23 protein-coding genes are annotated in these 25,837 nt (G+C 66.5%); 15 read left to right on the forward strand and 8 right to left on the reverse strand.

The annotated features are described in order from the left end of the window. The first annotated feature begins 282 nt into the window (after positions 1-282). Positions 283-960, forward strand: coding sequence for a uridine kinase family protein (locus FBY31_RS14270; protein WP_235013063.1), 678 nt, complete (start codon positions 283-285; stop codon positions 958-960). Between the two features lie 120 nt (positions 961-1,080). Here the strand turns inward: FBY31_RS14270 and FBY31_RS14275 are convergent, their stop codons facing one another. Continuing rightward, complete coding sequence (locus FBY31_RS14275; protein ID WP_142042204.1) at positions 1,081-1,911, reverse strand: IclR family transcriptional regulator; 831 nt, start codon at positions 1,909-1,911, stop codon at positions 1,081-1,083. A gap of 149 nt (positions 1,912-2,060) precedes the next feature. On the opposite strand from FBY31_RS14275, the gene FBY31_RS14280 reads away from it, so the two are divergent. Genes FBY31_RS14280 through FBY31_RS14290 form a run of 3 tightly spaced genes read left to right on the forward strand, consistent with a single transcriptional unit; the run spans position 2,061 to position 6,744 of the window. Further along, positions 2,061-4,814 (forward strand): alpha-L-rhamnosidase, encoded by a 2,754-nt coding sequence (locus FBY31_RS14280; protein WP_142042207.1) that lies wholly within the window; start codon positions 2,061-2,063, stop codon positions 4,812-4,814. Further along, the gene (locus FBY31_RS14285) at positions 4,811-5,803 is read left to right on the forward strand and encodes an alpha/beta hydrolase (RefSeq protein WP_142042211.1); all 993 of its coding nucleotides are present in this window, start codon (positions 4,811-4,813) and stop codon (positions 5,801-5,803) included. Before FBY31_RS14280 ends, FBY31_RS14285 begins: the two co-directional genes overlap by 4 nt. Continuing rightward, positions 5,800-6,744: an alpha/beta hydrolase gene (locus FBY31_RS14290; RefSeq protein WP_142042214.1), complete on the forward strand. Its 945-nt coding sequence runs from the start codon at positions 5,800-5,802 to the stop codon at positions 6,742-6,744. Before FBY31_RS14285 ends, FBY31_RS14290 begins: the two co-directional genes overlap by 4 nt. A gap of 49 nt (positions 6,745-6,793) precedes the next feature. Here the strand turns inward: FBY31_RS14290 and FBY31_RS14295 are convergent, their stop codons facing one another. Then, a complete protein-coding gene (locus tag FBY31_RS14295) occupies positions 6,794-7,558 on the reverse strand; it encodes a FadR/GntR family transcriptional regulator (protein ID WP_142042217.1) in 765 nt (254 codons plus the stop codon). A gap of 137 nt (positions 7,559-7,695) precedes the next feature. Between FBY31_RS14295 and FBY31_RS14300 the strand changes: the two genes are divergently transcribed. From FBY31_RS14300 to rlmN, 9 genes are all read left to right on the forward strand, one after another. Next, entirely contained in the window at positions 7,696-8,991 is a 1,296-nt protein-coding gene (locus FBY31_RS14300) for an ABC transporter substrate-binding protein (protein WP_142042220.1), read from the forward strand. A gap of 105 nt (positions 8,992-9,096) precedes the next feature. Beyond that, the gene (locus FBY31_RS14305; RefSeq protein ID WP_235013064.1) at positions 9,097-10,050 is read left to right on the forward strand and encodes a carbohydrate ABC transporter permease; all 954 of its coding nucleotides are present in this window, start codon (positions 9,097-9,099) and stop codon (positions 10,048-10,050) included. Beyond that, entirely contained in the window at positions 10,047-10,928 is an 882-nt protein-coding gene (locus tag FBY31_RS14310) for a carbohydrate ABC transporter permease (RefSeq protein WP_142042223.1), read from the forward strand. The genes FBY31_RS14305 and FBY31_RS14310 overlap by 4 nt, the downstream gene beginning before the upstream one ends. A gap of 8 nt (positions 10,929-10,936) precedes the next feature. Then, a complete protein-coding gene (gene dgoD / locus FBY31_RS14315; RefSeq protein ID WP_142042227.1) occupies positions 10,937-12,085 on the forward strand; it encodes a galactonate dehydratase in 1,149 nt (382 codons plus the stop codon). Between the two features lie 53 nt (positions 12,086-12,138). Beyond that, positions 12,139-12,813, forward strand: a complete 675-nt coding sequence (locus FBY31_RS14320; RefSeq protein ID WP_142042230.1) for a bifunctional 4-hydroxy-2-oxoglutarate aldolase/2-dehydro-3-deoxy-phosphogluconate aldolase — start codon at positions 12,139-12,141, stop codon at positions 12,811-12,813. Further along, positions 12,810-13,799: a sugar kinase gene (locus FBY31_RS14325; protein ID WP_235013065.1), complete on the forward strand. Its 990-nt coding sequence runs from the start codon at positions 12,810-12,812 to the stop codon at positions 13,797-13,799. The genes FBY31_RS14320 and FBY31_RS14325 overlap by 4 nt, the downstream gene beginning before the upstream one ends. Before the next feature lie 61 nt (positions 13,800-13,860). Next, positions 13,861-15,090 (forward strand): D-mannonate dehydratase ManD, encoded by a 1,230-nt coding sequence (gene manD / locus FBY31_RS14330; RefSeq protein ID WP_142042235.1) that lies wholly within the window; start codon positions 13,861-13,863, stop codon positions 15,088-15,090. A gap of 74 nt (positions 15,091-15,164) precedes the next feature. Continuing rightward, positions 15,165-16,163: a bile acid:sodium symporter family protein gene (locus tag FBY31_RS14335; RefSeq protein ID WP_142042238.1), complete on the forward strand. Its 999-nt coding sequence runs from the start codon at positions 15,165-15,167 to the stop codon at positions 16,161-16,163. Positions 16,164-16,242: 79 nt separating this feature from the next. Continuing rightward, positions 16,243-17,484, forward strand: coding sequence for a 23S rRNA (adenine(2503)-C(2))-methyltransferase RlmN (gene rlmN / locus FBY31_RS14340; protein WP_142042241.1), 1,242 nt, complete (start codon positions 16,243-16,245; stop codon positions 17,482-17,484). 103 nt (positions 17,485-17,587) lie between these two features. On the opposite strand, the gene FBY31_RS14345 is transcribed toward rlmN, so the two are convergent. The 6 genes from FBY31_RS14345 to FBY31_RS14370 form a co-directional block, all read right to left on the reverse strand. Beyond that, the gene (locus FBY31_RS14345) at positions 17,588-18,448 is read right to left on the reverse strand and encodes a phosphogluconate dehydrogenase C-terminal domain-containing protein (RefSeq protein ID WP_142042244.1); all 861 of its coding nucleotides are present in this window, start codon (positions 18,446-18,448) and stop codon (positions 17,588-17,590) included. A 1-nt stretch (position 18,449) separates the two neighbouring features. Continuing rightward, positions 18,450-19,250, reverse strand: coding sequence for a sugar phosphate isomerase/epimerase family protein (locus tag FBY31_RS14350; protein WP_142042247.1), 801 nt, complete (start codon positions 19,248-19,250; stop codon positions 18,450-18,452). Beyond that, positions 19,247-20,068 carry a triose-phosphate isomerase family protein gene (locus tag FBY31_RS14355; protein WP_235013066.1) on the reverse strand — a complete coding sequence of 274 codons (822 nt, stop codon included), beginning with the start codon at positions 20,066-20,068 and terminating at the stop codon, positions 19,247-19,249. Before FBY31_RS14355 ends, FBY31_RS14350 begins: the two co-directional genes overlap by 4 nt. After that, positions 20,052-20,522 carry a ribose-5-phosphate isomerase gene (locus FBY31_RS14360; protein ID WP_142042250.1) on the reverse strand — a complete coding sequence of 157 codons (471 nt, stop codon included), beginning with the start codon at positions 20,520-20,522 and terminating at the stop codon, positions 20,052-20,054. The genes FBY31_RS14355 and FBY31_RS14360 overlap by 17 nt, the downstream gene beginning before the upstream one ends. Next, positions 20,519-22,261, reverse strand: a complete 1,743-nt coding sequence (locus FBY31_RS14365; RefSeq protein WP_142042253.1) for a dihydroxyacetone kinase family protein — start codon at positions 22,259-22,261, stop codon at positions 20,519-20,521. The genes FBY31_RS14360 and FBY31_RS14365 overlap by 4 nt, the downstream gene beginning before the upstream one ends. A 99-nt stretch (positions 22,262-22,360) precedes the next feature. Continuing rightward, entirely contained in the window at positions 22,361-23,725 is a 1,365-nt protein-coding gene (locus FBY31_RS14370) for an MFS transporter (RefSeq protein WP_142042257.1), read from the reverse strand. A 205-nt stretch (positions 23,726-23,930) separates the two neighbouring features. Here FBY31_RS14370 and FBY31_RS14375 point away from each other — a divergent pair, with 205 nt between their 5' ends. Further along, complete coding sequence (locus tag FBY31_RS14375) at positions 23,931-24,674, forward strand: FadR/GntR family transcriptional regulator (protein WP_142042260.1); 744 nt, start codon at positions 23,931-23,933, stop codon at positions 24,672-24,674. Positions 24,675-24,892: 218 nt separating this feature from the next. Beyond that, complete coding sequence (locus tag FBY31_RS14380) at positions 24,893-25,786, forward strand: alpha/beta hydrolase (protein ID WP_142042264.1); 894 nt, start codon at positions 24,893-24,895, stop codon at positions 25,784-25,786. Positions 25,787-25,837: the final 51 nt, after the last annotated feature.

The raw sequence follows: 25,837 nt of genomic DNA on the forward strand, positions 1-25,837 counted from the left end.
CCATGCATTCCCGCGGTTCAGACCGGCAAGAAATCGCGCATACGGACCGCCAGCAAGTTTTGTTGCACCAAGCACCGTAGTTGGGAGCTCTGACGCTCCAGCCGCAATTGTCCAGACTCTATCTGGATAATGGCCCAAGCAGACCAAAGCCCCTTTATAGTTTCTTGGCCCGAGCTATTCTCACCCCCGAAAAGAGCTTGCGCTCAACAAGGAACTTCTCGAGACTCCATGCCAAGCAGCTTTTGCACCGCACCGATAATCGAAGTCGAGGTAACCATGGATATGAAACCCGAAGTCGGCGAAACCGATGCGGGGCCCTGGCAAGCCGAGTCACTGGAGGGCGTGGTGCGGCGGCTGCTGCCGGCAGCAGGGCAACGTCCGAACCGCCCCTGGATTGTAGCGGTAGATGGAAGGAGCGGGGCAGGCAAGACCACCCTGGTCGATCGTCTGCTAGCTCTGGTGCCGGACTCAGATGTCGTTCACACGGACGATGTAGCGTGGCATCTATCGTTTTTTGACTGGGCCCATGAACTCCGTGACGGAGTCCTCGAACCCCTGCTCCAAGGCGACGCGGTCCATTACCGTCCGCCGGGTTGGGTGGCCCGAGAACGTCCAGGTGCCATAGCTCTACCCGCCGGGCGTTCCGTGGTGTGGGTGGAAGGGAGCGGATCATCACGCCAAGCGCTCTCCGACCTCATCGACGCTTCGATCTGGGTGCAGTGCGACAACCTTGAAGCCCGACGTCGCCTCCTGGCGCGGGACGGCCAGGAAGAACAAGAGCTGCACAGGGAGTGGGAGGAAGAAGAAATTCCCTTCCTACTTAAAGACCGGCCATGGGAGCGGGCTGCAGTGATCGTGGCCGGAGGGCCGGCCCTGGAGCACGATCAGAATACCCAAGTAGTAACCGCTCAGCCGGCACCAGCAGGTGCGGAGATCGCGGAGCGCACGAACGTCAGCTGAATATTCCTTTCACGTGGTGCCACCCGGTCCGAACATGGTGCCGGATGTGGTTCAGCCCTTCGCCGGCGCGAAAAATGCCTGCCTTGGCCGAGGCCGGCACGCCCGCCCATGCCCCGCCGCCTACCCCTCCGAGTGCGTCCGCACGTCAGGGCTGACCTCGGCAAGGTGGCCCAGGTTCCTGGAGACCGCACGCGCCGTCGCCCGGACTGCCGGGGCCAGCACGTTGGGCGGGGTGGAGCCGTCCGGCACCACAATGGACAGTGCAGCCACCACCGAACCCTGCGCGTCAAAGATGGGCGACGCCACGGACACCGTCCGTGAGGGTGCCGAGCGGCGGATCATGGCGACGCCGGTGCGCCGCACATCGGACAGGGTCCGGCGCAGCTGGCCCTCCGGCATGTTCTCCACCCCGGGCTCGTTTTCCGGCGGCTTCCGCAGCGTGGCTTCCTGGAACTGCTGGTCGGCACCCGCCAACAGGACCAGCCCGACGGCGGTGGACCGCAGCGGCGCGCGCCCGCCCACCCGGTACGCCACTTCCGTCGCGTCCTTGGAGGACAGCCGCTCGATCAGCACCGCCTCCTCGTTGTCCCGGACGGCCAGCAGCACGTGGTGTCGGGTCACCTCAAACAGGTCCTCGAGGTAGGGCAGCGCAATCTCCCGCACCCCGTGGCCGCGCGGTGACAGGGAAGCCACCTCCCAGAGCCGGACCCCCACAACGTACCTGCCGTCGTCGAGCCTTTCCAGCGCCCCCCACGCAACCAGCCGGGCGATCAGGCGCAGCGCCGTGGGGGCCGGCATCCCGGCATGGCGGGCGAGTTCCGAGAGGGTCAGGGCACGACGGCGGTCGGAAAAGACTGAGAGCAGGCTCAGCGCCCGGTCAATCACGGGTTCGCCCTGCTTGGGCCGCTTCCCGCGGGTGGGAGTGGTATCGGTGTCCGGGGGGACAGTCATGGCCGGAGGTCCTTGCGCACTGGAAGTTCGGACCGGAGTCCGTGAGCTACCCCACAATACTATTCCAACCAATGAAAGAACGCTGTGGGCGGCTGCCTGACTGAAAGGAAGCTGGAACTCCAGCTGTCCCACGTTCAGGAGCCTCCTGCATGACCTCCACCAGTCTCGACGCCGGCGTCGAGGAACCCCTCCTGGCTCCGGGCGCGCCCACCCGGCTGCGCGTGGAGCACCTCCGCGAGGCAATGGGCATCACCAACGCGCAACCGCGCCTCAGCTGGACGATGCCTGCGGAAACCGGGCCCGCCGCAACTACAGCTCAAACCGCCTACCAAATCACAGCCAGCAACGGCTGGGACACCGGCCGGGTGGAATCAGACCAGCACAACTTCGTGCCCTACGCCGGCCCTGCCCTGCAGTCCCGCAGCCGGTTCGTGTGGCGCGTGCGGACGTGGACCACGGATGCCCTCGGCACCGAAACGGAAAGCGCCTGGTCCGAATCGATGGCAGTGGAACTCGGACTCCTGCACCCTTCCGACTGGACCGCGCAATGGATCGGCCCCGAGGAGCCGGACGTCCCGGCCCCCGGCGAACGCCCCGGCTACGCCCTCCACCGGACGTTCACCCTTGAAGCCCTCCCGGAAACAGCCCGCGCCTACGCCACCGCGCACGGCATCTACGAGCTGTTCCTCAACGGACAACGCGTAGGCGACCAGCAACTGACCCCAGGGTCCACCAGCTACAACACCACGCTGCAGGTGCAGGCCTACGACGTCACCGCGCTGCTGCGTCCCGGCACCAACAACATCCGCGCCATCCTCACGGACGGCTGGTACCGCGGAACCTTCGGGTTCACCCGCGACGCCGACATGTACGGCACGCACACCGCCCTCCTTGCACAGCTGGAGATGCAGTCCGGGGACACCAGAACGGTCATCGGCACCGATGCGTCCTGGCTGGTTTCGCCAACCGAGATCCTTCGCGCCGACCTGATGGCGGGCCAGCGCGTGGACTTCAGGGTGTTGGAAGCACGCGGAACCGCCGCATCCGCGGTGAGTGCCGCCGTCGAACGCGAAGGAAGCTACGAAACCCTCGCCGGCCCGGTGGCATCGCCTACCAGGATCGTGGAGGAGCTCGCGCCGGTAGGCATCACCCGCCTCTCAAATGGCCACCAGGTGGTGGACTTTGGCCAGAACATCCACGGCTGGGTCCGCCTCACCAGGCTGGGAGAGCCGGGGGAGAAGGTCACCCTCGTGTACGGGGAGGCGCTGGACGGCAACGGCGACGTAACCCAAGACCACTTGCGTCCGCTCGCCTTCCGCAACCCGGGCCAGTTCCTGGCCGCCGGGCAGGTTGATGAGGTGACGGCATCAGACGCTCCGGGAGAAGTATTCGAACCGCGGCATACCACCCATGGCTTCCAGTTCGTGTCCGTGCAGGGCCTGAGCGAGGACCTGGCGGCGGAGGAGATCACCGCCTACCTGGTCCAGACCGATCTGGAACCTTTGGGCGCCTTCACCTGCAGCGACGAGCGGCTGAACAAGCTCCACCACATTGTTCAGTGGAGCTTCCGGGACAATGCCTGCGAGGTGCCCACCGACTGCCCGCAGCGGGAAAAGGCGGGCTGGACGGGGGACTGGCAGCTGTTTATTCCCACGGCGGCATATCTCTACGACGTTGCCGGCTTCTCGCGGAAGTGGCTGAACGACGTCCGCGCCGACCAATGGGAGAACGGCGTCATTGCCAACACCTCGCCCTCGCCCGGCCCCGACACCACGTCCGCTGACTTTATGGCCTTCGTCAACGGCTCGGCCGGCTGGGGCGACGCGATCGTGATGGTGCCGTGGGAGCTGTACCTGGCCACCGGCGATGCTGCAATCCTCGCCGAGAACTGGGACGCGATGAACCGCTGGGTCAACTTCGTCCGGACCTCCGCCGAATCCAACCGCCATCAGGACCGCACAGCCGCCAGCCCAACACCGGCGCCGCAGGAACACTTCCTCTGGGACACCGGCTTCCACTGGGGCGAATGGATGGAACCGGACGGCCCAGAACCGGACCTGTTCGCCGCCCGCACTGCGGATCACGGCATCGTAGCCACCGCCTACTACCGGAACTCCACAGCCCTGCTGGCCAGGATTGCCGGAGTCCTCGGGCAGGAGGAGGAAGCCGCCGCGCTCGCTGAACTCTCCGAAAACGTCCGGCAGGCGTGGGAACTGGAATACCTGGACTCTTCGGGGCACGTCATCCAGCCCAGCCAGGCCAACTGCGTCCGCGCGCTCGCGTTTGACCTTGTCAGCCCGGAGCAGCGGGCCTCCGTGACGGCCCAGCTGGTCTCGCTGGTCAGGGCCGCCGGGACGCACGTGGGGACCGGCTTCCTCGCCACGCCCTACCTGCTGCCCGTCCTCGCCGACAACGGCGAACTGGACCTCGCCTACGAGCTGCTGATGCAGGACTCGGAACCCTCGTGGCTGGTGATGGTGGACCGCGGTGCCACCACCATGTGGGAGCTCTGGAACGGCATCGACGCCGACGGCGCCCCGCAGCAGTCCCTCAACCACTACAGCAAGGGAGCCGTGGTGTCCTTCCTCCACCGCTACACCGCAGGCCTGCGGCAGGCTTCCGGCAGCGCCGGCTACGAACGGGTCATCATCGAGCCGCGCCCCGGCGCGGGCCTGACGTCCGCGGCCACTTCCCATCAGGGCCCGCAGGGCCTGATTGAGGTCGAATGGATGACGGACGACGGCGGGATGCAGCTTCACGCGACCGTCCCGTCCGGGACCACCGCCGAAGTCCGCCTGCCCGGCCAGCCTCCCGCCGTCGTCGGACCCGGAAAGCATCACTTCATCGCCCCCGCCGCCGGCGGAACAATCGAAAACCCCGAGCTTGTAAGGAGCGCGCCATGAGTGTCAACGAAGCCACTGAGGTCTACGAAACCGAACCCTTTGATACGGCCCGGCCCGGCAGTGTGGACGTTCCCCCGTTCCCCGTCTTCGACGCCCCGGGCATCCCCGAAAACATCTCGGACGTTTCCGCAGTGCACAGCGAAGTCACCTACGCGCGCGCCATCGGGTTCCGGCCGCTCAAAATGGACATCTGGCTTCCCCGCCAGGCCACCGGTCCCGTGCCGCTGGTGGTGTGGGTCCACGGCGGAGCCTTCCAGCTGGGTGACCGCCGCGAACTGCCACCCACCTTCGCGCCCGATTCGGTGTTCCGCCTGCTTAACGAAGCAGGGATTGCCTGCGCCACCGTTGACTACCGGCATTGCCTGGAGGCGCCGTTCCCCGCGCAGCTGCACGACCTGAAGGCGGCAGTCCGCTACCTCCGGGAATTCGCAGAAAATCTCGGCGTCGATCCGGAACGGTTCGGAGCCTGGGGCGAATCCGCCGGCGGGCACTTGGTGGCCCTGCTGGGATTGACGGGCAACCGGGAGGACCTGCACGGCGGCCTCGGTGCGCAGGGACACTCCAGCGGCATCAGCGCCGTCGTCGACTTCTACGGGGTCTCCTCGCTGGTGGACATCCCGCCGATGAACACCCCGGAAGGGCTCTTCCCGCCGGCGTTGACCGCCGCTGTTCCGGCCGGAATGCCCCTGCAGCCCGAGTACATGCTGGTGGGCGGCTCAGACGATCCCGCGCTGTTGGCTGCGGCAAGCCCGGTCAGCTACGTCACCGCCGGGGCGCCGCCGTTCCTGCTGATCCACGGCGACAGTGACGGCCTGGTCCCACACTCCCAGACCGACCTCCTGGCGGCGGCGCTCGCCGGCGCCGGAGTGGAACACGAGGTGGTCACCATCAAAGGCGGGGACCACTGCTTCTTCGGGGCAGAGGACCAGCTGGACGCCATCCTTGCGGCCGCCGTCCGCTTCTTCACAGAGAAGCTGGGCCAGCCGTGACGGCGCCGCAGCGGGAGGCCTCTGCTCCTGCCGACGACGGGACCCTCGCTCCCGACGCCGGTTTCGCCCAGTACCTCGCGGCGCCGGAAGGCCCGGAAACCCTGCCCGGCCGCGCCGGTCCAGACGTTCCCATCCGCACCGTCACCGCGGACGGCCGGCGCGGCCCAGTGACTATCCGTATCTACGGTGAAACGCCGCGGACAGCCGGGCAGGGGCTGGTGTGGCTGCACGGCGGAGGCTTCGTCAGCGGCGGGCTGGACATGCCCGAATCCGACTACCTGGGCCGGGTGCTGGCCTCGTCCGGAACGCCGGTACTGTCCGTGGACTACCGGCTGGCGCGCGACGGCGTGCACTTCCCCGTGCCCCACGAGGACGCTTTGGCCGCCTGGTTCTGGGTCCGCAGGAACGCCGCCGGCCTGGGGCTGGATCCCGAACTGCTATGCCTGGGCGGGGCGGGCGCGGGCGGGAACCTCGCCGTGGGCGCCGCGCTGTACCTGACCGACGCCGGCAAGCCGCTCCCCGCGAAGCTCCTCCTGGCCTATCCCTTCCTCCACGCTGAACTGCCGCCGCCTACGGGTGGACTGGACGAGGAGGTGATGGCAACGCTGCCCCGGCACCTGCGCTTCACGCTCGAGGACTGTGTGCGGAACGCGGAGAACTACGTGGGCGGGCCGGTGAGCATGGCGTCCTCTTATGCGATGCCGGGCTACGCCGATCCGTCAGGGCTGCCGCCGACCGCCATCGTCGCCTGCGAGTACGACGACGGCCGGGGTTCCTCGGAGCTCTTCGCCGCCAACCTGGAGCAGGCCGGAGTTCCGGTCTCCTTTTTCCTGGCCCGCGGCGCCGTTCACGGGCACCTCAACCACGCGGCGGGCAGCCCGGAGGCGCAGCCCGTCCTGGATTTCCTGGCGAAGGAGCTGGCAACGGCCAAGGCGGTGTGAGCGCCGGATCTTTCGCGGCAAACACGTTGCCCGGCAGCTCCGCCATGGCTCAACGGCTTGTCCGCCCGGTGGCTGGCGGAGCGCTGCCCGAGTGGTGATGGATGGACCAAATCTGGCCCATCTCCTCCGTGGACTGTTCCACAATTCTGCTCATCGCGGCATGCGCAGCGCCGGACTCCCCGCGCTGAATAGCGCTCGCCACGTCCACATGCAACTGCAGTGCCTCGTGATGGGGCAGATTCGGCATCAGGCCATGCTCTGTACGGCCGGTGAGGACCTCAGCCACGAGGTTCTGGAGCTGGGAAAACATCGCATTGCCGGAGGCTTTGAGCACAGCCGCGTGGAACTCCACATCCAGCCGAAGGAACTCGTCCTGATCGCCGCGCTGGCCAGCTGCCCATAACCGCGCTCCGAGGGAGACAAGTTCGCTGCCTGCATCCCAGGATGCGCGTTCGGCGGCAAGGCGGGCAGCTTGCGGTTCAACCGCGCCCCGCAGCTCATTGAGCGACTGCAGTTGCTCCAGCCGGCGCGAGGACGCCAGCCGCCAGCGGATCACCTCCGGGTCGTAGAGGTTCCAAAATTCTTCAGGCTGCACCACCGTGCCGAAGCGCCGGCGGGATTCGAGCATTCCTTTGGATGCGAGCACCCGCGCGGCCTCCCGGACCACCGAACGGGACACACGGTACTGCTCCTCCAGCTCATCCAGCCTCAGAATTGAGTGCGCTGCCAGCTGCCCGTCGGCGATCGCGAGCCCGAGACGCTGCACCAGTGCCGCATGCAGGTCAGTCGGAGACTCCGCCTTCGGGGTTTTCATGGATAAATCATACGCGGCAGCGTTGGGGGCTTGTCTAAGTCTGCCTTATTTATCTATGCTGGCTCTCAAAGCAGATGTAAAGATGCATCTGTAGGCGGGCGGACCTGATCCAGCCCTCTCAAAGCAAGGGAGTCGTAATGAAGCGACGTTCTGTAGTGAAGTACGCGGCGGTCGCCGCCGCGCTTTCGCTCGGACTGACCGCCTGCACCGGTGGCGGCGGCAGCAGCGATGCCAAGGAATCCGGCACAGTCCGGGTGACCTTGGCGAACCACGTCTGGACTGAAGGCATCAAGGCCGCCATTCCGGAGTTTGAGAAGTCCAGCGGACTCAAGGTCGAACTGACCCAGCTCGGCGAAGACCAGCTTTCCGATCAGTACAACGTCAAGCTCAACGCTGGAAGCGATGAGATCGACGTGATGATGTACCGCCCGTTGCAGGAGGGCAAGGCGTTTGCGAAGAACGGCTACCTGGCCGACCTGACCGACAAAGTGTCTTCTGATTCCACCTGGGACTGGAAGGACTACCAGGAGGGCCCGGTCAAGGCCACCACGGCTGACGGCAAGGTTGTAGGCGTCCCGATCATCACCGAACGTGAGGTCCTCTACTACCGCAAGGACCTGCTGCAGGCAGCAGGCCTGGAGGTCCCCAAGACCATGGAGGAGCTCGAAGCGGCTGCCAAAGCCATCAAGGCCTCCAACCCCGATACCGCAGGATTCGTGGCGCGCACCGGCAAGTCCGCGGCCGTCACCCAGTTCTCCAGCTTCCTGTACAGCTTCGGCGGCGACTTCACCGACTCCAGCGGAAAGTCCTCCGTCAACTCGGACGCTGCCAAGAAGGCCTACGCCTACTACGGCGGCCTGATCAAGAACTACGGCCCCGCCAACGTCAGCACCGACATGAGCTGGCCCGAGGCCATGGCCATCTTCACCCAAGGCAAGGCCGCCTTCTACACCGAGGCAGACTCGCTCTACAAGAACGCCACTGATCCAGCCAAGTCCAAGGTGGCAGATACCGTTGGGTTTGCACCCCTGCCCGCAGGACCTGCCGGTTCCAAGCCCTACAACATCCCGTCCTGGGGCCTGGCCGTGAACGAGGCCTCCAGCAACCAGGACAACGCCTGGAAGTTCATCCAGTGGGCCACGAGCAAGGACCGTACCCTGGCTGCGCAGAAGGCCGGCGTCCCCGGACCCCGCTCCTCCGTCTGGTCCAATGCGGAAGGGACCTCCACGTACCCGAAGGACCTCGCTGACGCCATCGCGGTCAGCGCCAAGAATGGTGTGGGCCACGACCGGCCCGAGGTTGTCACGGTGGGCAAGGCCCGTGAGATCGTGGGCGAACCGATCGTCGCCAGCATCACGGGTGCTGACGCTTCCGCCGCAGCTGACTCGGCCCATGACGCCTTCCAGAAGTTCCTGGACAGCGAAAAGAAGTAGCAGTCCGCGCTTCATACCGAAAGCGCATCAGAGCCCGGCGGGACGGCACCTCGTTGCCGTCCCGCCGGGACCCGCTCTTACCTCACCCCAACTTTTAGGTGAACCATGTCTGTAATGAACGCCCGCAGCAGCGCTCCCGCCCGCAGCGCCGGCCGCCCTCCCAGCCTTGGGGGGAACGTCTCCGCCTGGTCCAACAGGCACCGTAAATGGCTTTTTGCCGCCCCGGCCATGATCTTTGTCGGCGTCCTGATTGTCTTCCCGCTGGTGTGGACCCTGTACCTGAGCCTTACCGATTCCCAGGGCTCCGTCCGCGCAGCCACGGATTTTATCGGTCTGCAGAACTACCTCACGGTTCTCTCTGACACCGAGCGGTTCTGGCCGGCGGTGGGCCGCACCATGACGTTCACTGGTGTTGCGCTGGTCTGCGAAGTGGTGCTCGGCATGGGCATCGCCCTGCTGCTGTGGCGCCCCTTCCGGGGTGAAAAGTGGGTCCGCGTGGCAATCCTGCTTCCGCTCGTGGCCACCCCGGTTGCCGTCGGCATGATGTGGCGGCTCATCTTTGACCCGAACATCGGCTTTGCCAACCAGCTGCTGGGTATGATCGGCATTCCGCCGCAGCCCTGGCTCTCCGGGCAGGACACTGCACTGGGAACCACCATCTTCATGGACGTGTGGCAGTGGACCCCCATGGTGGTGCTGATCCTGCTTGCCGGCCTGACGTCCCTCTCCGACGAGCCGGACGAAGCAGCACGCGTGGATGGCGCCAACTCCTTCCAGCGCTTCTTCTACATCACTCTCCCGCTCATGATGCCCACCGTCATTGTCGCCATCCTGCTCCGCGGCATCGATGCCCTGAAGACCTTCGACATCCTGTACGCCACCAAGGGCAAAGGCGGCGGATCCTTCAACGAAGTGGAAACCCTGAACGTCTACGCCTACGGCCTGAGCTTCGACTACAACCAGTACGGGCTGTCGTCCGCCGTGTTGATCCTGTTCTTCATGATCATCATCGGCTCCATGTGGCTGCTGACCATGCGCAAGAAAGCGGTAAGCAAATGACCGTCGCAACCCCCAACCAAACCTCCGCCGCGGCACCCCAGGTGATCCGCCGCCGTCGGAAGCCCCTGCCCACGCGCCTCTACAAGGTCTTCCGCGTCGTGGCCCTCATCGCCGTGGTGCTCTTCCTGATCGCCCCGCTGTTCTGGATGCTCCTGGCTTCCTTCAAAACCAACGTGGACATCTATGACACCGGCAAAGCCCTGTTCTTCAGCCCGACCGGGGAGAACTATGCCAACGTCCTGCAGCGGAACAACTACTTCGTCTTCATCTTCAACAGCTTCTGGGTAGCCTTCGTATCCACGGCGCTGTCGATCGTCCTCGGGGTCCCGGCCGCCTATGCCATGAGCCGGTTCACCATGCACCGCTCGGCCCTGGTGGTCCTGATGGCCCGCGTCATTCCGGGCGTTTCACTGCTGGTGCCGTGGTACTACGTGTTCTCCAACCTGCGGATGGTGGGCAAATTCGAGGTGCTGATCCTCAGCCACATGTTCGTGGCGCTGCCGCTGATCGTGTACATCATGATGAGCTACTTCGATTCCCTGCCCCTCGAACTGGAGGAATCAGCCCAGGTGGACGGGCTTACACCGATTGGAGCATTCCGCCTCATCACGCTGCCCCTTTCCGTCGCTGGAATCGCCACAGCAGGGATCCTGTCGTTCATCTTTTCCTGGAACAACTTCATGTTTGCGCTGGTGCTCTCCGGCTCAAGCACCAAAACCCTTCCGGTGGCGATCTTCGACTTTGTCTCCTACGCCAGCATCGATTGGGGCGGCCTGATGGCCGCGGCCACCGTGGTCACCATCCCGATCATGATCATTGCGCTCTTCACGCAGAAGTACATCGTGTCCGGCCTCACCGCCGGCGCCACCAAGGGCTAGGCAACCAGATGACATTCATCAGCAGAATCGAAACCTTCCTCGTCGCGCCGCGCTGGCTCTTCGTCCGTATCGAGACCGATAGCGGGATCGTCGGCTGGGGCGAGGCGACGTGCGAGGGCAGGAGTGAAACGGTGCGCACCGCCGTCGAGCAACTTTCCGAGTTGCTGATCGGCAACGACGCGCTCCGGATCGAGGACCACTGGCAGGTCATGACCAAGGGCTCCTTCTACCGCGGCGGCCCCATCCTGGCCAGTGCAGTATCGGGCCTGGACCAGGCCCTCTGGGACATCGCCGGCAAGTACTTCAACGCGCCCGTGCACCAGCTCCTGGGCGGCCACGTCCGGGACAGGATCCGGATGTACGGCTGGGTGGGCGGGGATGAACCCAGCGAGGTGGCTGACCAGATCAGCGCTCAGCTGGAGGTTGGCCTCACCGCGGTGAAGATGAATGCCAGCGGCCGGATGAGCCCCATCGCCTCGGTGGCCGAGCTCGACGGCGTGGTCCGCCGGGTCGCTGCCGCCCGCGAAGTCCTCGGTGAACACCGTGACGTGGCGGTGGACTTCCACGGCCGCTTCAGCCTTGCCAATGCCCGCCGTGTTGCACCGCTGCTGGAACCGTACCGGCCCTTCTTCCTCGAAGAACCCGTGGTCCCGGAAAACACGCACCTCCTGCGCGAGTTCACCTCGTCGACGACGACGCCGGTCTCCACCGGTGAGCGGCTCTACAGCCGGCAGGAATTCCTGCCCGCGCTGCAGGCCGGCATTGCCGTGGCCCAGCCGGATCTCTCCCACGCGGGCGGCATCACGGAAGTCCGCAAGATCGCCTCGCTGGCGGAGGTTTACGAGGTGCAGCTGGCGCCGCACTGCCCGCTGGGGCCGCTGGCACTTGCCGCGTGCCTTCAGGTGGGCTTCGCGACGCCCAACTTCCTGATCCAGGAACAGAGCATCGGCATCCACTACAACCAAGGGGCCGAGGTACTGGACTATGTGGTGGACAAAACGCCCCTGAAGTTTGTGGACGGGCACATCGAACGGCTCACCGGCCCGGGCCTGGGCATCGAGATTGACGAGGCCGTGGTCCGGGCCGCAGACAAACGCGGGCATGCGTGGCGCGGTCCCATCTGGCGCAATACTGACGGCGCCTTCGCAGAGTGGTGACCGCCAGGAACGCGGGCACGGAGATGGCTGCCCCTATGAAGGAGAAACCCAGTATGGAGAACACCCTGACCGCCGAGGCCCTGCTGGCCGGGGTCCGCCAGGCCAGGCTGGTGGCAATCGTGCGCGGCAACAACGGCCCGGCCGCCGGGAGGGCGGCCCTCGCCGCGATGGCGGAGGGCTTCCAATACGTTGAAATCGCCCTCACCACCCCGGGAGCGCTCGAGGCGATCAGCGAGGTCCGTGCCGCCGCGCCCGCCGGGTGCTTCGTTGGGGCCGGGACGGTGCTGACAAAGCAGGACGTGGATAACGTTGAGGGGGCCGGCGGACAGTTTCTGGTGACGCCGTCACTCGCACCCTCCATTGCGGAAGCGGCCGGCCGGGGCCTCCCTGTCCTGGCCGGGGCCCTTACCCCGAGCGAGGCCTTCGAGGCCATGAACCGCGGCGCCGCTGCGGTCAAACTCTTTCCCGCCTCCATCGGCGGTCCCGGTTACCTTAAGGCCCTCCGGGATCCGTTCCCGGACATCCCGTTCATTGCGGTGGGCGGCGTGGGGCTCGATGAAGCGGCGGGATACTGGGGAGCCGGTGCCATCGCGGTTGGACTCGGAGGCCCGCTGTTCGGAGACGCCGGATCCGGCGGCGACCTTGCTCCGATGCGCGAGCGTGCGCGCCGCTTCGTAGCCCTTGCCGCCGAATACCACCACCAGTCCGCTGCCGGGGGCATCCGGTGACTGCCGCCGTCGGGCGCCCTTCCGTGGACCTCCTGACCATCGGCGAGTCCATGGTCTCGCTGCGCTCCGCCGGCCCGCTGTCCGCCGGCGGCGCCCTGACGATGCACGTTGCCGGCGCCGAGTCGAACGTGGCCGTCGGGGTTGCACGGCTCGGGCACAGCGTCAGCTGGGCCGGCGTGACGGGTGCCGATCCGCATGGCGAGTTCATCCTCCGCCAGCTCCGCGCTGAGGGAGTGGCGCTGCAGCACCGGGAGGATGCCACCCGCCGGACCGGGGTGATGTTCCTTGAACAACGCACGGCCGATGTCACCCGCGCCTTCTATTACCGCTCCGGCTCAGCAGGGTCAACGCTGTGCACGGAGGACGTGGACCGTGCGCTCCAGGCGGGGGCGCGGATCCTGCACCTGACCGGCATCACCGCCGCCCTCAGCCCCGAGTCCCGGAAGGCCGTGGAGTACGCCGCCGAACAAGCCGCCCTTGATGGGACAGTGGTGTCACTGGACGTCAACTACCGCAGCAAGCTCTGGTCCCGCGAAGAGGCGCGGCAGGTGCTGACACCACTCGTGCGGCATGCCGGCATAGTGGTCGCTTCCGACGACGAACTCGGCCTGGTGGCCACCGCGCCGGCCGGCACACAGGACCCGGACGCGAGTGAATCAGCGATGGTTGCAGAACTCCTGGGCCTCGGAGTCCGCGAAGTTGTGGTCAAGCGCGGCGCGGCCGGTGCCAGTGTCCACACCCCTGACGGCCGCTGGGACGCTCCAGCCGTGCCCGTCACCAGTATCGATACCGTGGGTGCCGGCGATGCCTTCACCGCCGGCTACCTGTCAGCCCTGCTCGACGGCGCCGAGGCACCCGGGCGCCTGCAGCGCGGTGCCCTGATGGGAGCTTTCGCCGTCAGCACCGCCGGGGACTGGGAGGGCCTGCCCACCCGGGCCGAACTGGCCCTGCTCGGAACCACTCCCGGCGGAACAACGCAACGCTGATTCTTTCCCAGGCCGGCCCCCGGCCTGCACCTACCCCATTACTAAGAAAGCCGGACCTGCTGTGAAAATTATTGCCGCCGACGTCTTTGTGACGAGTCCCTCCCGGAACTTCGTGACCCTCCGGATCACCACCGAGGATGGTGTGACCGGTATTGGTGACGCCACGCTGAACGGGCGTGAGCTTGCCGTGGCCGCGTACTTGAAGGAGCACGTGGCGCAGCTGCTGATCGGCAAGGACCCGCACCGGATCGAGGACACGTGGCAGTTCCTGTACCGGTCCTCGTACTGGCGGCGGGGCCCGGTGACGATGGCTGCGATCGCCGCGGTGGACATGGCGTTGTGGGACATCAAGGGCAAGATGGCGGGCATGCCGGTCTACCAGCTGCTGGGCGGGGCGTCCCGGAACGGGCTGCGCGCGTATGGGCACGCCTCGGGTGCGGACCTGCCGTCCCTGTTCGATTCCGTGCGCGAGCACCTGGAACTCGGGTACAAGTCCATCCGGATCCAGACCGCCGTCCCTGGCATCAATGCCGTGTACGGGGTGGCCGCGCAGGCGCAGGCCTCCGGGGAGCGGTACGACTACGAGCCCGCCGGGCGGGGCGCGTTCCCGGTGGAGGAGGACTGGGACACCCGGGCTTACCTGCGCCACCTGCCTACCGTGTTTGAGGCGGTCCGGAACGAGTTCGGCCCGGAGATCCCGCTGCTGCACGACGGCCATCACCGGATGACGCCCATCCAGGCCGCGAAGCTGGGCAAGGCGCTGGAACCGTATGACCTGTTCTGGCTTGAGGACTGCACCCCGGCGGAGAACCAGGAGGGCCTGCGCCTGGTCCGCCAGCACACCACCACCCCGCTGGCCATCGGGGAAATCTTCAACACCGTGTACGACTACCAGACCCTCATCAAGGAACAGCTGATCGACTACGTCCGGGCCGCATCCACGCACTTCGGCGGGATCTCCCCGTTGAAGAAGGTGATGGACTTCGCCGCGCAGTACCAGATCAAGTCCGGCTTCCACGGCCCCACGGACATTTCCCCGGTGGGCTTCGCCGCGCAGCTGCACGTAGGCCTGGCCATCCACAACTACGGCATCCAGGAATACATGCAGCACTCGGACAAGACCAACGAGGTCTTCCACCAGTCCATGACCTTCGTGGACGGCTACCTGCACCCGGGCAACGAACCCGGCATCGGCGTCGAATTCAACGAAGAAGCCGCAGCCGCCTACCCCTACCAGCAGGCCTACCTGCCCTACAACCGCCTCATCGACGGAACGGTCCACGACTGGTGAACACTCCCGGCCGCTTGTTACCGGCAGCAGTCACGAACTGGCACCAAGCTACCGTGTAGTGCCAGCATGATTTGATGCTTGAGGCAACCAAATCACAGAACAGCCAGGGCGAAGCGCCCATTAATCCCGCACTGGCGGCGGAAAGCAGGATCGCGCGCGTCGCGGTAACGGTGTTTCCGCTCCTGGTGGTGGCCGCCGGCATCGCAGGCTACCTGGCACCGGGTGGCTTCAAGCCGATGGCGCCAAGCGTGCCGTACCTGCTGGGGATCATCATGTTCTGCATGGGCCTCACGCTGACCCCGCCCGACTTCGCTGCGGTGGCAAAGCGCCCGTGGGCGGTGGCCCTGGGAATCGTGGCGCACTACGTGATCATGCCCGGGGCGGGGTGGTTGATTGCCGCCGCCCTGCACCTGGAACCGGAGCTGGCCGTGGGCCTGATCCTGGTGGGCTGCGCGCCGTCCGGGACGGCGTCCAACGTGATGGCCTTCCTGGCCAAGGGTGACGTGGCCCTCTCCGTGGCCGTCGCGTCCGTCTCGACACTCATCGCCCCGGTGGTCACCCCCTTGCTGGTCCTGTTCCTCGCCGGATCCTATCTCCAGATCGACGCCGTGGGCATGGTTCTGGACATCGCCAAGACCGTCCTCCTTCCGGTGGTCGCCGGACTGCTGGCGCGGCTGTTCCTCAAGAAGCTCGTGGCGAAGGTCCTGCCGGCACTTCCCTGGGCCTCCGCCGTCGTGATCTCCCTGATCGTGGCCATTGTGGTGGCCGGCAGCGCCAGCAAGATCGTGACTGCCGGCGGCATTGTGTTCCTGGCCGTGGTGCTGCACAACGGATTCGGGCTGGGGCTGGGCTACCTCGCCGGAAAGATCGGGCGGCTGGACAGCAAGGCACGCCGCGCCCTGGCCTTCGAGGTGGGAATGCAGAACTCGGGCCTGGCAGCGACGCTGGCTACCACCCACTTCAGCCCGCTGGCCGCATTGCCGTCGGCTGTGTTCTCGCTGTGGCACAACATCTCCGGCGCCATCGTGGCCGCGTGGCTGGCACGCCGCCCGCTGGGGGACGCCAAAGGCTGACCGCCCTGAGGGCGCTCCGAGAGCGGAATCATAGTGCCCCGATTCCCAAAGTGAAAACCGGCATGGGATGATGGGAAGGATGACCTCCCCCACTTCTTCCTCCGAAACTCCCGTTCGCGCCCGTACAGAGGGCGACGGGGCCGCCGAGAGTACCCGCCCGCAGGTCCGCCCCGCTGCCGAGGGCTGGGAGCAGGCGCGCACCGTCGAGGGCCGGCCGCTGCTCCAATTCGCCTCCCCGCGGGTGAAGCAGCCGCCGACGCACCTGGCCGACCTGAACCTGGCCGAGCGCGCCGCGAAGCTGAAGGAGCTTGGCGTCCCTGCCTTCCGGGCGAAGCAGCTCTCCACCCACTACTTCCAGCACTGGACCACGGACCCGGCAGCCATGAGCGACCTGCCCAAAGCCGGCCGTGAGGAACTCGTCTCCCAGATGTTCCCGCCGCTGCTCACCGAGGTCCGCCGCCTGCGCACCGACAACGGGGACACCATCAAGTTCCTCTGGCGGCTGTTCGACGGAGCGCTGGTCGAGTCCGTGCTGATGCGCTACCCCGGCCGCATCACCCTGTGCGTCTCCTCGCAGGCCGGCTGCGGGATGAACTGCCCCTTCTGCGCCACCGGCCAGGCCGGGCTGACCCGCAACATGTCCACGGCAGAAATCGTTGACCAGGTGGTGGCCGCTAACCGCGCGATTGCGGCCGGCGAGCTGGGCCCCAAGGAGCACGACGAAGAGCGCGTCACCAACATCGTGTTTATGGGCATGGGCGAGCCGCTGGCCAACTACAAGCGCGTGATGGCCGCCCTTCACCGCTTCGTGGACCCCTCGCCCGAGGGCCTGGGCATGTCCGCCCGGAACATCACCGTCTCCACGGTGGGCCTCGTCCCCGCCATCCGCAAGCTTGCGGACGAGGACCTGCCGGTCACCTTTGCGCTGTCCCTGCACGCGCCCGACGACGAGCTCCGCGACGAGCTGATCCCGGTCAACAACCGGTGGAAGGTGGACGAGGCGCTCGACGCCGCCTACGACTACTACCGCAAGACCGGCCGCCGGGTCAGCATCGAGTACGCGCTGATCAAGGACATGAACGACCACCCGTGGCGTGCAGACCTGCTGGCCAAGAAGCTCAACCAGCGCGGCCGCGGCTGGGTGCACGTGAACCCGATCCCGCTCAACCCGACCCCGGGCTCCATCTGGACCGCCTCGGACAAGCCGGTGGCGCAGGAGTTCATTGCGCGGCTGCGCGCTGCCGGGGTGCCCTGCACCCTGCGCGACACGCGCGGCAAGGAGATCGACGGCGCCTGCGGCCAGCTCGCTGCCGCCGACTAGAGGCTTGGCTGGAGCTGCCGCGCGGACGAGGCGACGGCGGCTGGCGCCCCGACCTCAAACGCGCCAGGGGTGCCCGGCGGCGCCCGGCGCCCCTTGACCGTTGCTAGCGCTTGACGGTATCCAGCTTGAGCATCTTAGCGATGACGCTGTCCAGCTCGGAGTCGTCGAAGATCTTCTTCCAGTCGTCCTTGATGATGGTGTCCTTGCCGTACTGGATGGCGATTTCGCAGGCCTCCGAGAACGGGTTGGAGCCGCGCAGGGCGTTGGTGAGGGCGATCTGGACGTGGCCGAACAGCATGGCCTTGGCTGCTTCCTCGGGTACGCCGGCGGTGTGGACGGTTTCGTGCAGGGCCTCGTTGAGGAGGGTGCCGATCATGCAGGCGACGGTTTCCACGAGGGTGGGCTCGAGGATGGCGAGCTGCTTGACGGTGACCCAGTGGACGTCGATGACGGGGGCGTAGATGACGCGGATGGTCGCCTCGGCGGCGGCCTTGGTCTCCGCGGAGGCGTCGTCGTCGATGGCGGCGACGACGTTCTGCGGGGCGCCTTCGCCGCCGAAGGTGTCGGCCCATTCTTCCTTGGTGGTGCGCTCCAGGAACACGGACGGGTGGCACGGGTGGGCTACTGCCTGGACAAGGTCATCGCGCTTGGCCAGCAGGCCGGCGTAGGCGGCGGCGGGGTCCAGGGTGAGCAGGATGGCGCCGGCCTTCATCTGGGGGACGACGCCTTCGGAGACGACGCCGAGGACGGTGTCGGGGACGGCGAGGATGACCACGTCGGCGCCCTTCACGGCGTCAACGGTGGGGGTGATGTCCCGGCCTTCAGCCTTGACGCGGTCCTGGCCGGCGGGGGAGTTTTCGCTGTAGAAGACGGTGTGGGCGCTTTTCTGGAGGTTCCGGGAAACTCGCATTCCCATTTTGCCTCCGGCTCCGATGACGGCGACGGTCAATTTTTCTGCTGACATTTCATTTGCTCCTTAGGAATTCGATGCTGTGCTGGGTCCACTGGTTTTCGAGGCGGATGGTTTCCGCCTCGGAGTCCTGCCAGGGCAGCCAGTGTTCGACTATTTGGTTGATGTTTCTTTGGTGGGGCTGGAAGGTGTTGACCATGTAGTCGTAGTCGAGCAGGCCTTCGCCGAGGGGTGCGCCGGCGTAGGTGAAGCCGACCCACCCGTCTTTGCGGGTGAAGGCGAAGTCTTTGATGTGCATGTTCAGGACATAGGGTGCGACGGCGTCCATCACCTCGCGCGGCATCTCCAGGGCTGCGACGGTGTTGGCAGGGTCGCTGCAGATGCCGAGCCAGGGGTTGTCCACGCCGCGGATGACGTCCAGGATCCGCTCGGTGGGCACCTGTTCGTAGGTTTCCACGGCGATTCTGACGCCGGCGGCCTCGAACTCGGGCAGGACTTCCTTGAAGATTGCCACGGCTTCTTCTGCTGTTGGAGCATGGCCGGGCGTGTTGAACATGGTCCTGAGCAGGGGTGAGCCCAGGATCCCGGCGATGTGGAGGAATTTGCGCAGGTGCTCGGGGCTGATGCCCTTGGTGCCGAGTTCCAGCGAGATTCCCAGCCGGTCCGCGGTGGCGCGGACTGACTTCAGTTCGGCATCCGTCATGGCTTCCAGCGGTGCGTAGTCGCAGACCTGGAAGAGGTCCACGCCCAAGTCCGCGGTCCGCTGGAGCGCCTGGTGGATGCTCAGCGGCTCGGAGACCTTGTCCGAGAGCTGCCAGAAGAACGCGTAGCTGCTCAGGCCGATCCGTGAGGTCATACCGCCACCGCCGCTGCGGCAAGCCGTGCTGCCGTCTCGTCGAGGATGGTCTTCAGTGCTTGGGGATCGTGTGCGAAGCGGCCCAGGAACAGGCCGGCGACGGCGGAGTCCAGCTTGGTAATCAGGCCGGGTCCGGCGCTGCCCCCATAGATCACGCGGCTGTTTTTCTGGCCTGGCAGGCCGCGCAGGTGCGCGTCCAGCCCGGTGATGACGGCGCTGATGTACTCCGGCGTCGCGGGTTCCGGGGCGCCAATGGCCCACTGCGGCTCGTACGCCACAATCGTCCCGCGGGCCGGTCCCAGGGACTGGGCGCGGTTGATGGCCGCATCGATTTCCGCCGTGCACCGGGCGATGGCTTCCTCCACGGATCCCTGCTGCAGTTCCCCGACGCACAGGATGGGCGTGAGGCCGTTCCGGTAGGCGGCGGCGGTTTTGAGCCCGATGATCCTGTCGTCCTCGCCGAAGATCCTGCGGCGTTCGGCGTGGCCCACCTCGGCGTAGCGTCCGCCGAGCTCGGCCACGGTCTTGCCGCCCACCTCGCCGGTAAACGCGCCTTCGTCTTCCCAGAAGATGTCCTGGGCGCCGGTGGCGGCTCCCGCGGGACCCAGGATACGGGCCGCTTCAGGCAGCACCGGGAGGGTGGGCAGGACGAACAGCTCGATGTCGCGGCTCTGGACCGCAGAATGCGCAAACGCGATGGCGGCCACGTCGCGGCAGTAATCGATTGACCGCTGGTAGCCGAAGTACATCTTCAGGCTGACGCCGATGATGGCCTTCGGTGATGTTCCGCCGGTGGCGGGCTTAGCAGGAAGTGACACCCTCGTAGTCCTTAATCAGGCTGACCTTCTCAGCCGAGGCAGAGGTTTCGTCGAAGGTGTAGGTGAGCCATTCGCGGGCGAGCCTGCGGGCCAGTTCGAGGCCGACGACGCGCTGGCCGAACGTCAGGACCTGGGCATTGTTGCTCAGGACCGAGCGCTCCACTGAGAAGCTGTCGTGTGCGGTGACGGCGCGGACGCCGGGCACCTTGTTCGCGGCGATGGCCACGCCCAGGCCGGTGCCGCAGACCAGAAGGGCGCGGTCTGCTTTGCCGGCGGCGACGAGCTCGGCGGCGGCGATGGCCACCGACGGGTACGGGGTGTGGCTGGTGGCGTCCACCCCGACGTCGGTCACGAATTCCACCAGGTCGGAAGCTTCCAGGTCAGCCTTCAGGGCTTCCTTGTATTCGAAACCGGCGTCGTCGCAACCGACGACCAGGCGCAGTTTGGCGCTCATGCTTTCTCCTTAATGGTGGTCCGCTCGATAAGCGTGTTGTGGATTGCCCGGATGATCAATGCCATGGATACTGCTCCGGCGTCGGGGGTGCCGAGGCTCTTCCCGGCGTGCGGACGGGCCCGGCCCATCAGGGGCAGCAGCCGGGCGGTGTCCTCAGCAGCCTGCTCTGCGGTCACCGCGGCGGCCGCCCAGGCCTCCGTGAGGGACTTGCCGGCTTCGACGCCGGACGCCAGGGCATCGCGGAACGGAACCAGGACGTCCACCAGGGTCTTGTCGCCCGGCTTGGCCTTGCCGAAGTCCATGATGGCCGCCGCTGCACCTGCGACTCCAGCGGCGACGGCGCCGGCGTCGGGCGCTGTGCTGTCTCCTACGGCGTCGCCGACGGCGCGCAGGGCCATTCCCCAGAGGGCGCCGGACGTGCCGCCGGCCTTGTCGGCCCAGGCATCTGCGGCGAAGTGCAGGGTGGTGGCGGCGCCGGCACCGCGGGCGACGGCGTCTTCCGCGGCGTCGACGGCGGCGCGGACACCGCGTTCCATGCCGATGCCGTGGTCACCGTCGCCGGCGATCGCATCGATCCGGCCCAGCTCGTCCGCGTTGGCGTCCACTACTGCCTTGGCAGCGCCGAGGGCGGCCAGGACACGGACGGCGCCGGCGCGCGACTCCGGCGCGGCGTCGGGGATGGAGAGCTCGACGTCGGCTGCCTCACCGCCGGTGGCGTCCAGGGCGTCAGCGGTGACGGCGCCGCGGCGGAAGGCCGGCGCGTCGGCGGGGGCGTTCCAGAGCTTCTCCAGTTCGTCATCAAGCCAGAACAGGGTGAGGGATGTTCCTGCCATGTCGAAGCTGGTGACGAGCTCGCCCACCTGCGGGTCCACGGCTTCCAGGCCTGCTTCAGCGAGGAGCTGGGCGATGCGGCGGTACACCACGAAGAGCTCTTCGTACTTGACGCTGCCCAGGCCGTTGAGGATGGGGACCACACGGGCTCCCTCTGCGACGGTGCCCTCCGGGACCTCGGTCAGGAGCTTGGACACCAGCAGTTCGGCGAGCTCATCCGCCGTCGGAATGTCCGTTTCGCCTATGCCCGGTTCGCCGTGGATACCCATGCCCACAGCCATGCGGCCCTCAGGGACGGAGAACAGCGGGTGGTCCGCGCCCGGGAGGGTGCAGCCGGTGAACGCGACACCGAACGAACGGGTGCGGTGGTTCGCGCGCCCGGCGATTTCCACCACCGCGTCCATGGAGTAGCCGGCTTCCGCAGCGGCCGCAGCTACCTTGAAGACGGTGAGGTCACCGGCGATGCCGCGGCGCTTGGCGCGCTCCGCCAGCGGGGCGGAGGAAACGTCGTCAGTGACGGCGATGCTGCGGCAGTCGATGCCCTCCTTGCGGAGGCGGTCCTGGGCCTGGGTGAAATGCAGGACGTCACCGGCGTAGTTGCCGTAGCCCAGCAGCACACCACCGCCATTGTCCGCGGCCTTAGCCACGTTGTAAACCTGTTGCGCCGAGGGGGAGGCGAAGAGGTTACCCATTGCCGCTCCGTGAGCCAATCCCTGGCCCACCAGTCCGGCGAAGGCCGGGTAGTGGCCGGAGCCGCCGCCGATCACCAGCGCCACTGTGTCCGGGGTGCTCTTGGTGTTGCGGACAACGCCGCCGGACACGCGCTTGACCCAGCGTTGGTGGGAGGCGACGAAGCCCTCGATCATTTCGTCAGCAAAAGCTGCGGGTTCGTTGAACAGGCGGGTCATGGCAAAGCTCCTGGGCCTAACTAGGGGAAGGTCGTGATTCGGGCGGGCTGGCGATGCAGGCGCCGGGCGCCCTTCCGGGGAGAAGGGCGCCCCTTGGTCCTACGGCTCGGCGTGGTGGCCGGCGCCCGCGGGGTCGAGCGCTTCAGCCTGTACGCCTTCGCTGACCTTGCCGGAGCGGCTGAGGGTGACCATCAGGATGCAGGACAGGAGCATGAACCCGCCCACGACGAACATCGGCACGGCGTAGCTGCCGGTCCAGTCCTTGAGCCAGCCGGTGACGTAGCCTGCGCTGAAGCCGGCAAGGTTGCCCACGGTGTTGATCAGGGCGATGCCTGCGGCTGCTGCTGCGCCGGTAAGGAACTGGGTGGGTACCGTCCAGAAGTTGGGCAGGGCCGCGAAGATGGACATGGCGGTGATGGTGATGACGGCGATGGTGGCTGCCGGGGAGCCCGCGAACAGGGCCAGCGGGATGCTGATGGCGCCGGTCAGGGCGGGAAGTGCAATGTGCCAGGTCTTGACGCCCCGCTTGGTGGCGTCCTTGGACCAGAAGTACAGGGCGAAAGCTGCCGGCAGGTACGGGATCGCGGTGATCAGGCCCTTCTGGAAGACGTCGAACTTGGTGCCGTAGATGCCTTCGAAGCCGGAGATGATGGTGGGCAGGAAGAACCCGAGGGCGTACAGGCCGTAGATGAATCCGAAGTAGATCGCGGAGAGCATCCAGACGCGGCCGTTGCCGAACACGGTGCGGACGCTGACGTGCTTGTTGCCTGCTGCGGTTTCCTTCTTTTCCTTCTCCAGGGCGCCCGTCAGCCAGGTCTTCTCGTCCTGCGTCAGCCACTTGGCTTTAGCGGGGGAGTCAGCGAGGTAGAACCAGGCGACCACGCCGATGAGAATGGCGGGGACGGCGACGCCGAAGAACATAACGCGCCAGCCCTCGAGGCCGAAGAGGCCGTGCTGCTGGATGAGGAGGCCGGCCAGCGGGGCGCCGATCACGGTGGTCAGCGGCTGGGCCAGGTAGAAGAGGGCGAGGATCTTGCTGCGGTGGCGGGACGGCACCCAGAGGCTGAGGAAGAGGATGGCGCCGGGGAAGAAGCCGGCCTCGGCCACGCCCAGGATGAAGCGCAGGATGTAGAGCTGCTCAACGTTGCCCACCCAGGTGAACAGCAGGGAGACGATACCCCAGCTGACCATGATGCGGGCGAGCCAGCGGCGGGCGCCGAACTTGTGCAGGGCCAGGTTGCTGGGGACCTCAAGCAGGATGTAGCCGATGAAAAAGACGCCGGACGCGAAGCCGAACTGTGCCGCCGAGAGCGCCAGGTCTGTGTTCATGCCGTTGGGGCCGGCGAAGGAGATGGCCGTGCGGTCCAGGTAGTTGATGAAGAACATCAGGGCGACGAACGGCACAAGCCGGATCGCCACCTTCCTGATAGCAGATTTTTCGACCACGGATTGTGTGGTGTCCACGTTGACTCCTAGATAGTGATGTTCCCGGCCGCTTCCTTCGCTGGAGGCTTGGGGTTCTGTCGCCTGGCCGCCAAAGTGTGAGGACGCGAGGGCGGCTACAAAGTGTGTGAGTTCCACCATAAAAGATAAACCCCAAATTGGTCAACCGGTTGACTTGTTCTTTTTTCGGATGTCTGAGTGGAAAGGCGGTTGCTAGGCTTGAAGCGTGCCCATAAACTCTGCCGCCTCGTCGGCCAAAATCAGCGAAGCGCTTGGCTCTGTGGGCCAGGGCTCCGTTGTGTCCGAGGTCGCCGAGCGCCTGCTCGCCTACTTCACCAGCGGCGATATCGCCGTCGGAACAAGGCTTCCGGCCGAGCGCCAGCTCGCCGCTTCGTTGGGCGTGGGCCGGTCTGCAGTGCGGGAGGCCCTCGCCGCACTGGAGATTCTGGGGATCGTGATCGTCCGGCCGGGTTCCGGGACATACCTGCGTGACGGCATCTCCGAACTCCTGCCCCGCACCTTGAGCTGGGGCCTGATGCTGGGCGCTCCCCGGACCCGCGAGCTCGTGGAATTGCGGAGCGGCCTTGAGGTGCAGGCGGCACAGCTCGCGGCTGAACGCATCACGGGGGAGTCGCTGGACCGGATGCGCGCCAATCTGGCCACCATGGCAGAAACCCTTGAAGACCTCGCCGCCTTTGTGGAGGCAGACGCCGCGTTCCACCGGGAGATCGCGGAAAGTTCAGGCAACCAGGTGCTGCAGGAGCTGCTGCAGAGCATTAGGTCCCTGCTGCGGATCTGGGTGGACCGCGCCCTCACCGACGAGGGTCACGCCGCCGCCGCCCTGAAGGAGCATACGGAGATCTTCACTGCCCTCGAGGCGCATGACAGCGAGGCGGTCACCAGGACCATGCGTTCCCACATGCTTACCGCATCCAAGCGGTTGCTCGCCGGCTTCGACGCCTCACAGTAGCCTCCGGTCGACCGCTTCCTCGAGCAATTGGTCAGCAGTGGAGTCCACTGCAGAAACTCGCACCATACCCGGGGGCCTAGGTGGCAGAGAGGGAATCCCGAACCCTTTTCCATTCAGTGAAACCCACCGCGCATGCCCCCTTCCCGATGCACCAAAGTTGAGTCAGGACGTGGCCCGGAACACAGGGCCGGGCATGACAGAAACGGTGCGGTAAACACATGGAGTCGACGACGACGGCAGGGCAGGTCCTCAAGGGGATAGAGTTCGCCCGACCTGAGGGTGCCACCCCGCTGCTGCTGGACCTTTATTTCCCTGCGGCGGCGCCCGCAGGGAGAGGCTTCCCCGCAGTAGTCCACTTCCACGGCGGCGGCTGGCGGACTGGCGAACGGTCCTCACTGGGGCCCATCGTGGACGGACTCGGCCCCAGCCCCATCGAACAGCTGGTCAACGCAGGCTTCCTCGTGGCTTCTGCTGACTACCGCCTCAGCACTGCCGCCACGTTCCCCGCCCAACTGCTGGATGCCAAGGCCGCCGTCCGCTGGCTCAGGGCGCATGCGCCCGACTACAACGTGGACCCGGAGCGGATCTACGCCTGGGGCGATTCGGCGGGCGGCCACCTCGCCAGCCTGGTGGGACTCACGGCTGGAGCGAAGGAGTTCCAGTCCGACGCCGACGCCGCGGGCAGTGGTACGGAGGACGCCGTCGCCGCGGTCGCTGCGTGGTACCCGCCCACCGACCTGAACCGGATGGGCGAACAAGCCCGGCCCGACGCCGTCGCACGCGCCGATGATCCAGGCTCGCGGGAGGCGTTGCTCATCGGAGTGCAGCCGTCTGACGCACCTGACAAGGCAGCTGCAGCCAGCCCCATCACTTACGTGCACGCGGCCGCACCGCCCTTCTTCCTGGTGCATGGATCGGCCGATCGTTTCGTCCCCGCGGCCCAGTCCGTCACCTTCGCCGCGGCGCTGGAAGGTGCGGGCGCCGCCGTCGAACTCCTCCTGATTGAGGACGCGGATCATATGTGGGCGCTCGCAGACAAAAGCCCGGCCGCCGCTGAGCAGGCCACCGCCGCCACCATTGATTTCTTCCGCCGCCAGGCGCAAGCACACTGACCCAGAACCGTCCCGGTCCACGCACGTGCCCGGGCAGATTTGAAAGGCCTC

Origin of the sequence: Arthrobacter sp. SLBN-100, assembly GCF_006715305.1 — a bacterium.
In the GTDB taxonomy this organism is placed as follows: domain Bacteria; phylum Actinomycetota; class Actinomycetes; order Actinomycetales; family Micrococcaceae; genus Arthrobacter.

Excerpts from the sequence above, each read along its gene's own strand:
- FBY31_RS14350 (WP_142042247.1), bottom strand. The coding sequence starts at position 19,250 with ATGACCTCACGGATCGGCCTGAGCAGCTACGCGTTCTTCTGGCAGCTC.
- rlmN (WP_142042241.1), top strand. The coding sequence starts at position 16,243 with ATGACCTCCCCCACTTCTTCCTCCGAAACTCCCGTTCGCGCCCGTACA.
- FBY31_RS14280 (WP_142042207.1), top strand. The coding sequence starts at position 2,061 with ATGACCTCCACCAGTCTCGACGCCGGCGTCGAGGAACCCCTCCTGGCT.
- FBY31_RS14295 (WP_142042217.1), bottom strand. The coding sequence starts at position 7,558 with ATGAAAACCCCGAAGGCGGAGTCTCCGACTGACCTGCATGCGGCACTG.
- FBY31_RS14320 (WP_142042230.1), top strand. The coding sequence starts at position 12,139 with ATGGAGAACACCCTGACCGCCGAGGCCCTGCTGGCCGGGGTCCGCCAG.
- FBY31_RS14365 (WP_142042253.1), bottom strand. The coding sequence starts at position 22,261 with ATGACCCGCCTGTTCAACGAACCCGCAGCTTTTGCTGACGAAATGATC.
- FBY31_RS14285 (WP_142042211.1), top strand. The coding sequence starts at position 4,811 with ATGAGTGTCAACGAAGCCACTGAGGTCTACGAAACCGAACCCTTTGAT.
- FBY31_RS14360 (WP_142042250.1), bottom strand. The coding sequence starts at position 20,522 with ATGAGCGCCAAACTGCGCCTGGTCGTCGGTTGCGACGACGCCGGTTTC.
- dgoD (WP_142042227.1), top strand. The coding sequence starts at position 10,937 with ATGACATTCATCAGCAGAATCGAAACCTTCCTCGTCGCGCCGCGCTGG.
- FBY31_RS14305 (WP_235013064.1), top strand. The coding sequence starts at position 9,097 with ATGTCTGTAATGAACGCCCGCAGCAGCGCTCCCGCCCGCAGCGCCGGC.
- FBY31_RS14310 (WP_142042223.1), top strand. The coding sequence starts at position 10,047 with ATGACCGTCGCAACCCCCAACCAAACCTCCGCCGCGGCACCCCAGGTG.
- FBY31_RS14300 (WP_142042220.1), top strand. The coding sequence starts at position 7,696 with ATGAAGCGACGTTCTGTAGTGAAGTACGCGGCGGTCGCCGCCGCGCTT.
- FBY31_RS14275 (WP_142042204.1), bottom strand. The coding sequence starts at position 1,911 with ATGACTGTCCCCCCGGACACCGATACCACTCCCACCCGCGGGAAGCGG.
- FBY31_RS14335 (WP_142042238.1), top strand. The coding sequence starts at position 15,165 with ATGCTTGAGGCAACCAAATCACAGAACAGCCAGGGCGAAGCGCCCATT.
- FBY31_RS14380 (WP_142042264.1), top strand. The coding sequence starts at position 24,893 with ATGGAGTCGACGACGACGGCAGGGCAGGTCCTCAAGGGGATAGAGTTC.
- FBY31_RS14345 (WP_142042244.1), bottom strand. The coding sequence starts at position 18,448 with ATGTCAGCAGAAAAATTGACCGTCGCCGTCATCGGAGCCGGAGGCAAA.
- FBY31_RS14270 (WP_235013063.1), top strand. The coding sequence starts at position 283 with ATGAAACCCGAAGTCGGCGAAACCGATGCGGGGCCCTGGCAAGCCGAG.